General features: G+C 47.7%; 12 protein-coding genes, 1 pseudogene and 1 riboswitch. Of the genes and pseudogenes, 3 read left to right on the forward strand and 10 right to left on the reverse strand.

What is annotated here, in order from left to right; translation table 11 throughout:
• Positions 1 to 40: 40 nt before the first annotated feature.
• The 4 genes from AC4EVX_RS03640 to AC4EVX_RS03655 all read right to left on the reverse strand — a co-directional run bounded on the left by AC4EVX_RS03640 (position 41) and on the right by AC4EVX_RS03655 (position 5,213).
• Complete coding sequence (locus AC4EVX_RS03640; protein ID WP_177977278.1) at positions 41 to 1,024, reverse strand: hypothetical protein; 984 nt, start codon at positions 1,022 to 1,024, stop codon at positions 41 to 43.
• Positions 1,025 to 1,307: 283 nt separating this feature from the next.
• Positions 1,308 to 2,339 carry a sirohydrochlorin cobaltochelatase gene (locus tag AC4EVX_RS03645; protein WP_490159582.1) on the reverse strand — a complete coding sequence of 344 codons (1,032 nt, stop codon included), beginning with the start codon at positions 2,337 to 2,339 and terminating at the stop codon, positions 1,308 to 1,310.
• 354 nt (positions 2,340 to 2,693) lie between these two features.
• A riboswitch (cobalamin riboswitch) is annotated at positions 2,694 to 2,917 on the reverse strand.
• Between the two features lie 41 nt (positions 2,918 to 2,958).
• A complete protein-coding gene (trpS, locus tag AC4EVX_RS03650) occupies positions 2,959 to 4,053 on the reverse strand; it encodes a tryptophan--tRNA ligase (protein ID WP_177977276.1) in 1,095 nt (364 codons plus the stop codon).
• An 86-nt stretch (positions 4,054 to 4,139) separates the two neighbouring features.
• Positions 4,140 to 5,213 (reverse strand): TRAP transporter substrate-binding protein, encoded by a 1,074-nt coding sequence (locus tag AC4EVX_RS03655; protein ID WP_490159583.1) that lies wholly within the window; start codon positions 5,211 to 5,213, stop codon positions 4,140 to 4,142.
• A gap of 484 nt (positions 5,214 to 5,697) precedes the next feature.
• On the opposite strand from AC4EVX_RS03655, the pseudogene AC4EVX_RS03660 reads away from it, so the two are divergent.
• The 3 genes and pseudogenes from AC4EVX_RS03660 to AC4EVX_RS03670 all read left to right on the forward strand — a co-directional run.
• A pseudogene (locus AC4EVX_RS03660) lies at positions 5,698 to 6,036 on the forward strand (response regulator); the annotation flags it as partial.
• 80 nt (positions 6,037 to 6,116) lie between these two features.
• On the forward strand, positions 6,117 to 6,839 hold the full coding sequence (locus AC4EVX_RS03665) for a GTP pyrophosphokinase (RefSeq protein ID WP_490159584.1): 723 nt from the start codon (positions 6,117 to 6,119) through the stop codon (positions 6,837 to 6,839).
• Positions 6,840 to 6,869: 30 nt separating this feature from the next.
• Complete coding sequence (locus tag AC4EVX_RS03670) at positions 6,870 to 7,037, forward strand: hypothetical protein (RefSeq protein ID WP_308450563.1); 168 nt, start codon at positions 6,870 to 6,872, stop codon at positions 7,035 to 7,037.
• A gap of 116 nt (positions 7,038 to 7,153) precedes the next feature.
• Here the strand turns inward: AC4EVX_RS03670 and AC4EVX_RS03675 are convergent, their stop codons facing one another.
• The 6 genes from AC4EVX_RS03675 to ilvN form a co-directional block, all read right to left on the reverse strand.
• Positions 7,154 to 8,467 (reverse strand): aminotransferase class I/II-fold pyridoxal phosphate-dependent enzyme, encoded by a 1,314-nt coding sequence (locus AC4EVX_RS03675; RefSeq protein ID WP_177976843.1) that lies wholly within the window; start codon positions 8,465 to 8,467, stop codon positions 7,154 to 7,156.
• 131 nt (positions 8,468 to 8,598) lie between these two features.
• Positions 8,599 to 9,579 carry an NAD(P)-dependent oxidoreductase gene (locus AC4EVX_RS03680; protein ID WP_177976844.1) on the reverse strand — a complete coding sequence of 327 codons (981 nt, stop codon included), beginning with the start codon at positions 9,577 to 9,579 and terminating at the stop codon, positions 8,599 to 8,601.
• A 468-nt stretch (positions 9,580 to 10,047) separates the two neighbouring features.
• Positions 10,048 to 10,380 (reverse strand): cupin domain-containing protein, encoded by a 333-nt coding sequence (locus AC4EVX_RS03685; protein ID WP_177976849.1) that lies wholly within the window; start codon positions 10,378 to 10,380, stop codon positions 10,048 to 10,050.
• Positions 10,381 to 10,457: 77 nt separating this feature from the next.
• Positions 10,458 to 12,041: a hydroxylamine reductase gene (gene hcp, locus AC4EVX_RS03690; protein ID WP_177976850.1), complete on the reverse strand. Its 1,584-nt coding sequence runs from the start codon at positions 12,039 to 12,041 to the stop codon at positions 10,458 to 10,460.
• 299 nt (positions 12,042 to 12,340) lie between these two features.
• Positions 12,341 to 13,363, reverse strand: a complete 1,023-nt coding sequence (gene ilvC, locus AC4EVX_RS03695) for a ketol-acid reductoisomerase (protein WP_308450588.1) — start codon at positions 13,361 to 13,363, stop codon at positions 12,341 to 12,343.
• Positions 13,364 to 13,534: 171 nt separating this feature from the next.
• Positions 13,535 to 14,035 carry an acetolactate synthase small subunit gene (ilvN, locus tag AC4EVX_RS03700; protein WP_177976846.1) on the reverse strand — a complete coding sequence of 167 codons (501 nt, stop codon included), beginning with the start codon at positions 14,033 to 14,035 and terminating at the stop codon, positions 13,535 to 13,537.
• Positions 14,036 to 14,261 lie beyond the last annotated feature (226 nt).

Consider the following 14,261-nt stretch of genomic DNA (forward strand, 5'->3'; position numbering starts at 1 on the left):
TATGATTGTCCATACAATTTCTCATTCCCGATTGTCCTGATTAATTCTCCTGTCGCAGGGAGGCAGAATCAAAAGTCAGGGTATAGGAAATCTCATGAGGCTGGCTCATCGCAACCGTGTCGGCGAGCACTGCCAGCTTGCGATCAAACTCAGCAATCGGAATTTCAAATATGGAACTGTCTCCCTCTCCGACCTGACCGATTCGATCATATTTCACATCATTTACCTTCATATAATCGTAATTCGGACTGCTCCAAATCACCTCTGCAGTTGCAACTCCATCTTTTACCGTCAGATGAGTCGGGGACTCAACCGAAACCTTTCCTGATCCGCCCTGCATGCTCACCTCAACCGTGTAAGTTCCATCTGCAAGCCCAAGGCTCTCCACCGTCACAACCGTTCCATCCGCATATGCCTCAGACGGAAGGGAATCTGCGCGGAAAACAATCTCTCTGTCGTACCATTTCTCTTTTTTCTTGCTGAATGCACTGCAATCAATTCCCGCATCAAGCGCCTCAACCGGCACGGTAAATGTGCAGGAACCATCCTCGGCAGTCTCTGCCGGAATCATCTCGCTCTCCTCAGCCTTTACCGCCTCCTCGGCTTTTCCAAGATAAAGTTTTCCGTAACCGCTTCCGCTCATCGTCATAACTGCCTGCATCGCTCCATCTTTGACTGTGAGTTCACATTTCGTCACCTTAAACATGCTCGAACTCGAATCAACGGTCACCTCATAAGTGCCTTCCTTGAGCTGATCTGCGGATACCGGCTCCATGCCATCCTCGACAACTTCCTTTGCCTCCACAGTTTCATCCCCGGATGCTACACCCGCATCCGCAGCTTCTGCGTTCTCACTCTGCGCCGTTGCCTCTGTCGTCTCCTCTAAACTGCTATCACTCTCCGCATTCGCTGTCCCGCTCGTCTGCTCCATCTTGTTTGCCGTATCATTTTTTGCACATCCGGTTGCAAGCACGGTTGCTGTCGCACACATCAAAATTGCCTTTGCCATCCATCTCTTTCTCATAATATTCTCCTCATTTTTCTTTTCTCAATTTTTATATTTTCCTTAAAATTTCTCTTACTCTCGCAAACACTGCCATATCCGATTCTTCTTGCCGATGTCTTGTAATTGGAAATGTGAGAGAAGCGATCCATTCAAGAAGAATTCAACAGGAATCCATGAAGAAAAAAGACCGATAACCAGTTTTTTCCCGGTCCCGGTCTTTCTTCGACTGACTTTTTTCTAATCTAATTTTTTCCGATCACATTTTTTGTAATCTCTTGTGCCATCTTGCGACACCCGCTTTTTATTTTGCCAGATTGTCAACGGCTGCCTGTGCATGCTGTACGAACAACTGCTGGATCGGCTCAAGCTCACCGAGACCTCTTACCAAACAAGTTACCTCATAACCGGCATCCTCGAAGGTCTTCTTCCAGGAACCATCCTCATCGCCTGCCATATCGTTGTTTGCATGATCACCTGCAACGATCATCAGAGGCTCAAGAACAACTTTCTTGTACTCGCCTGCCTGAACCTTTGCAAGAACATCCTCAAGGCTCGGAGTTGCCTCCACAGTACCAACAAAATAGTTCTCATATCCAGACTCCGTCAGCAGATCCTGCATCTTTGCGTAAATCTGGTTGGAATCAGCCTCGGTTCCGTGACCCATGAAGCAGATAGCGGTCTCGCCGTCATCGTACTCAGCAGTTGCCTCGGTGATCGCCGTCATAACAGCCTTAAAGTCCTCATCGCTCGTCAGAAGCGGTTCGCCGATGGATACTTTCTCAAATGCGTCAGAACGCTCTGCAACCTCATTGACAAGATCAGTGTACTCCAGACCATTCATCAAATGGGTCGGCTGAATCACAAGTCTCTTTACGCCATTCTTCTCTGCACGGTCAAGTGCCTCGGTCACATTGTCGATAATCTCGTTGTCACGGGATTTTACATGGTCAATGATGATCTGGCTCGTAAATGCACGGCGAACGGAATAATCCGGAGATGCCTTCTCGATCGCATCCTCGATTGCACCAACGGTCATGCGACGGTTGTCATTGTAGCTCGTTCCGAAGCTGACTACCATCAGTTCATCCTCGCCGATCTCATCCTGATTTCTCGGATTATCCTTGGAAGCATCACCGGTATTGTAGTTCTCTTCCTCTTCTTCCTCGGTCTCTGCGGTCTCTGCCTCAGTCGTCTCCTCTGCAGTGGTCTCCTCCGCACTCGTCTGCGCCTCGGTCGTCTCTGCCGTAGTCTCCTTAGATGAGCTTGAGCATCCTGCTACCACTGCCACCGTCGTTGCTACTGCAAATAAAGCTGCCATTTTTTTCAGTTTCATTCTTTTCTTCCTCCCTTTTTTCTGCAAGTCCTGAGCCTTTTGAATATTTAACGATTCTTGTCCTCGTTCTCTCAGGCTCTGCTCTCTATCCAACTAACTTGAAATAGACAGGAAAAAGTTTCCCACAAAAAATGATTCTGAACAAAATAACAGCTCTCTCATCCGCTTGCATTCCGGTTTCCAAACCGACAGCCGAAACCGAATGTTCCGCTGTATCTGTCAGAAACCTGTCCGCATCGCTTTTCTCATTCTGATATTATCTCTCTTGTACATGTAGCCCAGCATTTTGCTGGTCTGTATATCTCACGCTGCATTCAGGTCGGTACGATCAATTCCTCGTGATCTGGAAAATCTTTCCTGTACCAGCATCCGGCAGGTTTCCTGGCTCAACTGTTTGAGGAATCCATCTGTTCAGTCATTCCCCACGCAAAAGACCGCCTTCCCAATTTTCTATCAGTGGCTTTCTGGTCTTTTCGCTCCAGTCTCACAGTGACGAGATCGCACAGGTCTTTCACCTGTTTCCCTTTTACCTGTCTGCAAGTTCCCTTACAGACAGCACCGGCTACTCTTAATCAGATATTGGCTCTATCCTATCACGGAATGTCACAAAAGACAATCCTTATTTCTCAGCAGAGAATTTTGCCTTCTGCTCCTCCAAGAACTCCGAAGTCTCGAAGTAATCGATCTTCATCGCATGTTTTACCTCTGCAAGAGTCTGGCTTGCAGTCTCTCTTGCCACACGGGTTCCCTCGCGAAGAATCTCGTAAACATCCTCAATCCGGCTCTCATACTCTTTTCTGCGCGCACGGATCGGGCGAAGCTCTTCCTGCATGACGTTGTTCAAGAACTTCTTCACCTTCACATCACCAAGACCACCTCTCTGGTAGTGATCCTTGAGTTCCTGAAGGTTCTTGTAATCCGGAAGATACTCTGCAAAATGATCGTCATTGCAGAATGCATCCAGATAGGTAAATACCGTGTTGCCCTCGATGCAACCCGGATCTTCGACGCGGATGTGGTTCGGATCGGTGTACATTGACATGATCTTCTTGCGAACTTCCTCCTCGGTCTCAGACAGATAGATGCAGTTGCCAAGGGATTTGCTCATCTTTGCCTTTCCATCGGTACCCGGCAGACGCAGGCAGGCCTTGTTGCTCGGAAGCAGGATCTGCGGATCTACGAGAGTCTCTCCGTATACAGAATTAAACTTGTGAACGATTTCCTTCGTCTGCTCGATCATCGGCATCTGATCCTCACCAACCGGAACTGTTGTCGCCTTGAATGCGGTGATGTCTGCCGCCTGGCTGATCGGATAGCAGAAGAATCCAACCGGAATGCTTGTCTCAAAATTGCGAAGCTGAATCTCTGCCTTTACCGTAGGATTTCTCTGAAGTCTCGAAACCGTAACCAGATTCTGATAGTAGAACGTCAGCTCTGTCAGCTCCGTCACATAGGACTGAACAAAAATATTCGACTTTGTCGGGTCAATTCCGACAGATAGATAATCCAGTGCAACCTCCATGATATTATTGCGCACCTTTGCCGGGTTGTCCGCATTGTCAGTCAGCGCCTGTGCATCTGCGATCATAATAAAGATCTTATCAAATTCACCTGAATTCTGAAGCTCCACACGACGCTTTAAAGAACCCACATAATGTCCAACATGCAGTCTTCCCGTCGGACGGTCACCGGTTAAAATAATTTTATTTGCCATTCGTTTCTTCTCCTTGTTCCTCTAAGTTCCTCTAATCTAATTACTTATTTATTATACTCAAAATATGCGCAAGATCAAATGTTATTTTATTTTCCCACTTCCACAATCTTACCGATCAGATCCATATATTTCCCACAATACTCATTGTAAAGCGGAAGCATTTTTTCCTGAAATGCAGACTTTTCCTCCGGAGTCAGTTCAATCACCTGACAACCAGCTTTTTCGACAATCTCCCGTGAGCGCTTCGTTCTCTCCTCCCAGAGTTTTCTCTCATAAAGTGCGGACTCCTTCGCACACTCACGGATGATCTCCTGATACTCGGGACTCAGCTTCTTCCATGTGTTCTCCGAGATCATCTGCACTTCCGGAACTCGCGCATGCTCATCAACCGTCATATATTTGGCGACCTCATAGTGGCGCTCTGACTGATACGACGGCCAGTTGTTCTCTGCTCCGTCAATCTTTCCGGTCTCAAGCGCTGAGTAGACACTCGCAAACGCCATCTGTACCGGCTCTGCGCCGATCAGCTCCACCATCCGGCTCATCAGTTCCGATTCCTGCACTCGAATCTTCATTCCGACCATATCTTCTGGTGTCCGAATCGGCTTTTCTGATGTATAGAAATTTCGCGCTCCCGCATCATACCAGGAAAGTCCGACAAGACCATATCCCTCAAAGTTATGAAGGAACTGGTCTCCGATCTCACTCTCAAGCACCTTCCACATATGTTCTGCACTGTTGTAGAGGTATGGCATCTGGAGTACATTTACGGATGGAATGAATTCTCCGACCGAAGAGAGGGAGGCACGGGTGAAATCAATTCCGCCGAACTGGAGCTGTTCAATCACCGACTGCTCATCGCCGAGTACCGCTCCCGCATTGACCTGAACGAGAATTTTTCCTCTGGTCCGCTCCTCGACCAGTCTTGCGAATTCGTAGGCACCCTGAGTCGTCGGATAATCCTCCGCCTGATTCTCCGCATACGTCAACACAAAATCCGGCACAACCGCTGTATTTTCCCTGTTCTTTGCCCCACACGATGCGAGCAGTGCACATGCGCCAAGCAGGCTGACTGCGCCGAAAATTCTGCCTGCAAATCTGCAAATTTTCTTTCCTTCACATCTCCCACTCCGCATGTCTCCGTTTTCCTGCCTCTCCACCACATTTTCTCCTTCTGCTTCTACACTTCTTTTTTCTTTCCATTTGTCAATGATTCCAATTATACCATAAATCCGATATGCTACGCTTCCAAATGTTGAAAGAATTTCACCAAAATTTATGAAACAGAGTGCGCATCTTCGTTCCACTGCGGTCGGTGCATAACAAGCGCCACTGGCGCTTTGCACCCTCGCGGAGCGTATCACTCAGAAGGGGATTGTCTCCCCTCCTGAGAAGACTTGTGATACCCCACCTAAAGAGGAGGGGGGACATCCACTCTGAGTTATAACATAATCTTAACAAGTTTACGACTCTTTCTCAAACGATCCACATGTTAATCCATTCACATCTACGGTACACAGAATTACCACAAAATTTCCACAAGAATATCACAGACTCCTTTTAAGATTAAGTAACGTATCAGTTAAAATTATTAACATTATAAATAAACATTATAAGAGAGAAACAAACGGGAGGATGAGAACGATGAGACTACTGCTTGCGGAGGATGAGCATTCGCTTTCTAAAGCAATCATCACAATCTTGGAGAGAAACGGCTACCAGGCGGATGCTGTCTACGACGGGGAGGAGGCGCTGAATGCCTTGGCGAGTGGGCGTTACGACGGCGCCGTTCTCGATATCATGATGCCGAAAATGGACGGACTCACCGTCCTCAAACAGATCCGTTCTCATCAGAACCAGATTCCGGTACTTCTTCTGACTGCACGTTCCGAGATCGATGACAAGGTTGAGGGACTTGACCTCGGCGCAAATGACTATCTGACAAAACCGTTTGCCTCAAAAGAACTTCTCGCCCGAATCCGCTGACGATCACCGTGCAGATTCCAGGCTGTCCCGTCAGCAAGACCTGATAAAAGTAAAAGATTGAAAGAAGGGAACACAAGATGAACGCAGAGACAAATGCAGGAGGAAACACCAAGACAAACACCGAAACAAATACAGGGACAAACGCTGATCTGGATCGTGCGGACACCAACTCTTTTTATGGGGATCGCCTTTCTGCAATGCAGGCGACTGCCGAACAGCTCACAAAAATCATCGAGTCTTACCCTGGAAATACACGACCCGGCAATCAGAGTGACAACAAGTATCACCCTGTTCTCTACTGCACTTCCCGGATCAAATCGCCGGAGAGCATGAAAAACAAGCTCAAAAAACACGGCTATCCGCTTACCTGCGAGTCTGCTCTCACGAATGTCCGGGATGCAATCGGAATTCGGGCGATCTGCTCGTTCTCCGATGATGTATTTGCACTTGCACGCTGGCTCTGTGAGCGCCCGGAATTCAACGTCATCAACCAGAAAGATTACATTTCCTATCCGAAGCCGAACGGCTACCGGAGTTATCATCTGATTTTTCAGCTTGTCGACGGACCGGGAGACGGACTCTTTGCCGAGATTCAACTTCGAACGATCGCGATCGATTTCTGGGCGAGTCTGGAACACCAGCTCAAGTACAAGCACGAAATCACTCACGAGGCACTGATTCGCAGTGAACTCAAACGATGCGCCGATGAAATCGCCTCGATCGATCTCTCGATGCAGACGATTCGGGATTTAATCGACGATAATTTTTCAAATTGCTCAGAAAGGAGCTCGTCACCATGACAAGATCACAATACACAAGAGACAACAACAATGGCACAGACACTTACAATCGTGGCAATCACAAATGTCTCTGTTCAGGAGGTTCAGCGATACTTTGATATGTTCGGGCGCAGTGGTCCGTGGACGACCCAGTTTCAGGAGACAAAGAGCTGTGGCTCGGGTGTCATCATCGCAAACGAAAAAAGCGTTTCACTTTGAGGGATCCCCTCAGAGCGAAACGCTTTTTAATGCTTATTTATTTATGCAGATAAAACGATAACATACTTTTTCATACAGACTAAACAAACATCACGGATATGAGTTCATCTAAGTAATTAAGCCTCAGCAACTACCTTGAATGCCTCATCCAGATCCTCGATGATATCATCTACATTCTCAGTACCGATGGACAGACGAATCGTTGCCGGAGTAATGCCCTGATCTGCCAGCTCATCCTCGTTCAGCTGAGAATGGGTTGTGGATGCCGGATGGATGACCAGAGACTTCACATCTGCTACGTTTGCAAGCAGAGAGAAGAGCTCCAGATTGTCGATGAACTTCTTCGCATTCTCTGCACCACCCTTGATCTCGAAGGTGAAGATCGAACCACCACCGTTCGGGAAGTACTTCTTGTACAGTGCCTGCTGTTCCGGATCATCGGATACAGACGGATGATGAACCTTCTCTACAAGCGGATGCTTGTTCAGATACTGAACAACCTTCAGTGCGTTCTCCACATGACGCTCTACTCTCAGAGACAGAGTCTCAAGACCCTGTAACAGAATCCATGCGCTGATCGGAGCGATCGTTGCGCCGGTATCTCTCAGCAGGACTGCACGGATCTTTGTCACAAATGCTGCCTTGCCAACTGCCTTTGTGAAGCTGACGCCGTGATAGCTCGGGTTCGGCTCGGTTAAGGACGGGAACTTTCCGCTTGCCTCCCAGTCGAAGTTACCGCTGTCTACGATCACACCGCCGAGAGTGCTTCCGTGACCACCGATGAACTTAGTTGCGGAGTGAACAACGATGTCTGCTCCGTACTCGATCGGACGTACCAGATACGGGGTTGCAAAGGTATTATCAACTACCAGCGGAATCTTGTGTGCATGTGCAATGTTTGCGAGTCTCTCGATGTCTACAACATCGGAGTTCGGGTTTCCAAGGGTTTCTACATGGATTGCCTTGGTGTTATCCTGAATGGCTGACTCTACTTCCTCATAATTGAACGGATCTACGAAAGTGGTCGTGATGCCGTACTCACTCAGAGTATGTGCTAACAGGTTGTAGGTACCGCCGTAGATGTTCTTTGCTGCTACGATGTGATCGCCTGCATGTGCCAGATTCTGGAAGGTATAGCTGATTGCTGCTGCACCGGAAGCAACTGCCAGCGCTGCAACACCGCCCTCAAGAGCCGCAACTCTCTGCTCGAATACATCTTCGGTCGGGTTGGTCAGACGACCATAAATGTTACCTGCATCTGCCAGTCCAAAACGTGCTGCTGCGTGATCACAGTTGCGGAACACATAGGAGGTTGTCTGGTAAATTGGAACGGCTCTTGCGTCGGTCACTGCATCCGGCTGTTCCTGTCCTACATGAAGCTGTAAGGTTTCAAACTTTAAATTTCTGTCTGCGTATGCTTTTTTACTCATAATTGATTTCCTCCTCAAGTTCAGGTCTATTTTTTGTTTCCTTTATTTCCTATCAACTTACAAGGAGATAATAACAAACTTTCCAGAATCTGTCTAATAGAAAAAAACAGATCTCTAGTTATAGATTAAACCTATAACTCATTTCGGCAGGGTGTTCCCTCTTTCATCTGCACGATTCCCCGGATTCCACAATCCACCATACTGCGAACCGCGGTATCTGTATAGAATGCCATATGCGGAGTGAAAATGACGTTGCGGAACTGGTGCAGATAGAACCAGTTTCTGTTTTTCAGAATATCAATGCGGTGATCCTCGTGGATGATTCCCTCCTCGCCCTCAACAGTATCAAGACCGAGTGCTCCGATCTTCTCGCTCTCAATGCCCTCGACAAGCGCATCGATATCCACAAGCTCTCCGCGCGCGCAGTTAATCAGGATCACGCCATCCTTCATCTTCGCAATCGTTTCACGGTCGAGCATATGATAATTTTCCGGTGTCAGCGGAAGATGAAGTGTGATGATATCTGCCTCGCGGTAAACGGTCTCGCGATCCACATAGGTCGCATACTTCTTCACTTCCTCCTTCTCATAAGGGTCAACTGCCAAAATCCGACAGCCAAATCCAGACAGACTACGGATTACCTGAGCACCGATTTTTCCGGTTCCGATCACACCGACTGTCATGTGCTTAAGCTCGCGCCCCATCAGTCCTTTCAGTGCAAAGTCGTTGACCTGACCTCTCCAGAGCGCCTGCTTGTAATTGCGCAGACACATCAGCATCATCATAATCGTGAAGTCTGACACTCCGTCCGGCTCATAGCTTGCATTGCACACATGAATGCCAATGCTCTTCGCATATGCCACATCAATATGGTTAAATCCGATCGTTCTCGTCGAAAGACACTCCACGCCCAGTTTCTTCCATACATCCAAAAGCGGAACATCGATCGTGCCCTGACCGAGAATTGATACGCCGTCACAGCCCTCTGCCATCCCCGCATTCTCCAAAGACGGCACCTCACCAGTTTCCACAACCTCAACCTTTAACTCCTTTGCAATTCTGGCAATGTCTGCCTTCTCGTCCTCTCGTACCTCATAGAGCAGTATTTTCATAACAAATCTGTCCTTTCCCTGTCTCACCCAGACATATTCCTCGAACCATCTCTCGTAGCACATTGTCTGCATGCTCAGTGTATGTTAAATTTTATTTCTCATCAATCTCATCGTACCACAGGAAGCCCCAAATTGACAGCTCCTCTTTTGAAAGAAATTCACTTCATTTCCTATCATAAAAAATCCCGCAAGCAGATTTTTCGTTACCGGTTACGCAGTGCGCAAACAGCAATAGATTTTCTACTTGCGGGAAATATTTTTGCAAATACTTAAAGCCTATACGTCTATACTAGCCGGCGACGTAAGACGAGAAAGTGCAGGCAAACCCGTGTGAAACGTCGGTGCTTAGACCGTGTCCTTTACGGTCTTATGCACCGCTACGTTGAACCCGGAGCGAGAGCGCGTTTGCCTGACTTTACTCGTCGTCGGCGCCTCGATAAATCAATAAATCTATAAATCTATAAATTTTTAGAAGATCACCGTCAACAGCATCTTAAAATTCTCTTTTCCATACACCGCATGCGGATGGCGCGCCGGCATCACAATCGTCTCTCCCTCATGAAGCTCATACTCGACACCATCAATCGTAATCCGTCCAACACCGTCAAGGCACTGTACCATCGCATCTCCGCCGGACTCATGCGTGCTGATCTCCTCTCCTTTCCAGAAAGAAAACAGCGTCAGGCTGACTGCATCGTTCTGTGCAAGGGTACGGCTGACTACCTGACCCTCCTGATATGCAATCATCTCTTTCAGGCTTAAAACCTCTGCCTTGTTAATGTTCTTCATTCTCTCTTCCATCATACCTTCTCCTTTTTTGTTATTGACTTCTCTCTTTACCGTCCACCCGGACCATCTGGCGGATTTTCTTCTGATTTTTAGCGACCCAGCAATGCCTTCAAATCTTCCTCTACGGTTGTCGTCGGCGCAATATGATAGTTCTCCACCAGATAGTTTAACACATTCTTTGAAATAAATGCAGGTAAAGTCGGACCAAGTCGAATATTTTCAATTCCAAGATGAAGCAGGGTCAGCAAAATGCAGACCGCTTTCTGCTCATACCAGGACAATACGAGCGATAACGGAAGCTCATTAACCGAACACTCAAATGCCTCCGCAAGCGCGATTGCCACGCGAATCGCACTGTACGCATCATTGCACTGTCCCATATCCATGATGCGCGGAAGTCCCGCCACTTCTCCGAGATCGAGATCATTGAAACGGTATTTTCCACACGCAAGCGTCAGAATCACCGAATCTGCCGGAGTATTTTTCACAAAATCCGTGTAGTAATTTCTTCCCGGACGCGCACCATCACAACCTCCAACAAGGAAGAAATGACTGATCTTTCCTGCCTTTACAGCCTCCACAACCTGATCTGCAACTGAGAGCACAGTTCCATGCGCAAATCCGGTCATCACCTGCTTTCCGCCATTGATTCCGGTCATCTCATGATCTTCCTGATAACCGCCAAGCTCTAAAGCCTTCTCAATCACCGGTGTGAAATCCTTATCTTTTCCGATGTGCTTCATCTCCGGATAAGAGACAACCTCCGTCGTAAACACGCGATCCGCATAGCTCTTCTTCACCGGCATCAGGCAATTTGTCGTGAAAAGAATCGGAGCCGGAATGTTGTCAAACTCCTTCTGCTGGTTCTGCCATGCCGTTCCGAAATTCCCCTTCAGATGCGGATATTTCTTTAATTCCGGATAGCCATGCGCCGGGAGCATTTCCCCATGCGTGTAAATGTTAATACCCTTGTCCTTTGTCTGCTCCAGCAGAAGTTTCAGATCAAGAAGATCGTGACCGCTGATCACGATAAACGGTCCTTTCTCAACGGAAAGCGGAACCGTCACCGGCTTCGGATCGCCAAAACTCTCGCGATTTGCCTTATCAAGAAGTTCCATGCATGCCAGATTTACCTCTCCGACCTCAAGGACAACCGGAAGCAGATCTGCCATCTCAAGCTCATAACCGAGTACAGCGAGCGCCTTCACAAAGAACTGATCAACAGTTTCATCGCGGTATCCAAGTACCATTGCATGATAGGCATAAGCCGCCATTCCGCGAATTCCAAACAGAATCAGCGACTTTAATGAACGAATATCCTCATCTGTCTCCCAGATCGCCTTCATCTCATACACATCTGTGTCGCCACAGCGGGAAGCACAGGTGATGCATCCTGGGGAGATTCTCGCCTTCTCCTGACGCACGCGCTCAATCATTTCTTTTACAGTCTCTTCATTGAAATTTACATTCGTGATTGTCGTAAACAGGGCTTCCACAATCAGCTCGGTCGTGTGCTCATCACCCGGATGATGAAAACACCCTTTGGCCAGACCGATCAGCTCTCCGGTCAGCTCATCCTGAAGATTTGCGACATTCGCACTTTTACCACAGACTCCTGCATTTCCTGTACATCCGGTGCATCCTGCGGTCTGCTCACACTGAAAACAAAACATTTTATTCATTTAAAATTTCCTCCATATCTGATGACTCGCCAGTTCCTGATTCGTCTCTATACTTGCCTTTGCACTTGCTTTTGTACTCGCTTTTTACTGGCTTTTGTACCCGCTTTCGTACTCTGTATTCTCCTCTGTTCGTATACAGGATACTCGAAAATCCATCAAAAATCCGTAACGGTTGTTACAAAGCAGAAAAAAAAGAGACTCCACAGGACAATTGCCTGCAAAGCCTCTCTCTTTTCCCTATGTAGAAGAAATCTTCTTATTCGTTTTTGTTCTCAGATGAACAGCTCAGATTAGTTGTTGATCAGCTTATCATCTTCGTTGTTCCAGCTGTACAGCTTACGGATCTCTGCACCAACCTTCTCAGACGGATGCTCGGAAGCCAGCTTTCTCATAGCCTTGAAGTGTACCTGACGACCTGCCGGAGACATGTCAAGCAGGAACTCCTTAGCGAAGGTACCATCCTGGATATCGGTCAGGATCTTCTTCATGGTCTTCTTGGTCTCTGCGGTGATCAGCTTCGGTCCAGTGATGTAATCGCCGTACTCAGCAGTATTGGAGATGGAGTAACGCATTCCAGCGAAACCAGACTGATAGATCAGGTCTACGATCAGCTTCATCTCATGGATGCACTCGAAGTATGCATTCTTCGGATCGTAACCAGCCTCAACCAGAGTCTCGAAACCAGCCTGCATCAGAGCGCAAACGCCGCCACACAGAACTGCCTGCTCACCGAACAGATCGGTCTCAGTCTCGGTACGGAAGGTAGTCTCCAGCAGACCTGCTCTTGCTCCGCCGATGCCCAGGCCGTAAGCCAGTGCCTTCTCCAGTGCCTTGCCGGTGTAATCCTGCTCAACAGCTACCAGACACGGAGTTCCCTTACCTGCCTGATACTCACTACGAACCGTATGACCCGGTGCCTTCGGAGCGATCATGGTTACATCGACATTCTTCGGCGGGTTGATGCATCCGAAATGAATGTTGAAACCATGAGCGAACATCAGCATGTTGCCCTCTTCCAGGTTCGGCTCGATGTCTCTCTTGTACATATCTGCCTGCAGTTCATCGTTGATCAGGATCATGATGATATCTGCCTTCTTTGCAGCCTCTGCTGCGGTATAAACTTCAAAGCCCTGCTTCTCAGCCTTTGCCCAGGACTTACTTCCCTCATACAGACCAATGATAACGTGGCATCCAGAATCCTTTAAGTTTAATGCGTGTGCATGTCCCTGGCTACCGTAGCCGATAATCGCAATCGTCTTACCCTCCAGTAAGGATAAGTTACAATCTTCCTGATAATAAATCTTTGCCATGATTCTTTTCCTCCTTGGAAATACATATGAATCTAAATTCTTTTAAAATTTTATAAGCAAAAGGATTCATACCGGCGTCTCTCTGTCCGTCTTTGGCATTCCTTCTCGCTAACATCTCTCATGGATCTCGCCGTGTCTCATCAACATTTCCGTCGAAATCCGTCCGCTCTGCGCTTACGGCAGATAACGGATGTCATCGGAACCTCTCGAAAGGCCCGTCAGACCAGTTCTTGCAAGCTCCAGAATCTCATAATCCTCGAGCAGGTTGATAAGGGCATCCAGTTTGGACTGATCACCAGTCAGCATAACAGTGAGGGAATCTTTTCCCACATCCACGATCGTCGCACGGAAAATGCTGGAGATCGCATTGACTGCCTGACGCTGATTTGCATTCGCCCGAACCTTTACCATGATCAGTTCCCGGTAAACGGAATGACCCGGCTTGAGTTCTTTGATGTCGCGGACATCTTCCAGCTTACGCAACTGTTTTTCAATCTGTTCCAAAACACTCTGATCTCCATAGGAAACCACCGTCATTCTGGAATAGCGCTCATCTGCCGTAACACCAACGGTCAGACTCTCGATATTATATCCCCGGCGACTGAACAGACCCGCAACGCGACTCAGTACACCGGAAGTGTTGTCTACCAGCAATGATAAAACAATTCTATCCATCGGCTCTCACCCTTTCCTGTCAACTGACATTCCGACTGCCAATACAGATCGGATTCTCAGCTTGCCCATTACATATCGATTTCCTATATTAATCTTTCTATTAATCTTCTGTTTTTATATTGTCGATCTTCTATCGGACCTCGCATGCAATTCGTAATTCTTATGATAACAATCATGTACCTTTTTGTCAACTCTCAAAATGGAATGTATGATATTCCTGAGGGTT

Source organism: Brotaphodocola sp. (assembly GCF_983179755.1).

Excerpts from the sequence above, each read along its gene's own strand:
- AC4EVX_RS03640 (WP_177977278.1), bottom strand. The coding sequence starts at position 1,024 with ATGAGAAAGAGATGGATGGCAAAGGCAATTTTGATGTGTGCGACAGCA.
- AC4EVX_RS03645 (WP_490159582.1), bottom strand. The coding sequence starts at position 2,339 with ATGAAACTGAAAAAAATGGCAGCTTTATTTGCAGTAGCAACGACGGTG.
- trpS (WP_177977276.1), bottom strand. The coding sequence starts at position 4,053 with ATGGCAAATAAAATTATTTTAACCGGTGACCGTCCGACGGGAAGACTG.
- AC4EVX_RS03665 (WP_490159584.1), top strand. The coding sequence starts at position 6,117 with ATGAACGCAGAGACAAATGCAGGAGGAAACACCAAGACAAACACCGAA.
- AC4EVX_RS03670 (WP_308450563.1), top strand. The coding sequence starts at position 6,870 with ATGGCACAGACACTTACAATCGTGGCAATCACAAATGTCTCTGTTCAG.
- AC4EVX_RS03675 (WP_177976843.1), bottom strand. The coding sequence starts at position 8,467 with ATGAGTAAAAAAGCATACGCAGACAGAAATTTAAAGTTTGAAACCTTA.
- AC4EVX_RS03680 (WP_177976844.1), bottom strand. The coding sequence starts at position 9,579 with ATGAAAATACTGCTCTATGAGGTACGAGAGGACGAGAAGGCAGACATT.
- AC4EVX_RS03685 (WP_177976849.1), bottom strand. The coding sequence starts at position 10,380 with ATGGAAGAGAGAATGAAGAACATTAACAAGGCAGAGGTTTTAAGCCTG.
- hcp (WP_177976850.1), bottom strand. The coding sequence starts at position 12,041 with ATGTTTTGTTTTCAGTGTGAGCAGACCGCAGGATGCACCGGATGTACA.
- ilvN (WP_177976846.1), bottom strand. The coding sequence starts at position 14,035 with ATGGATAGAATTGTTTTATCATTGCTGGTAGACAACACTTCCGGTGTA.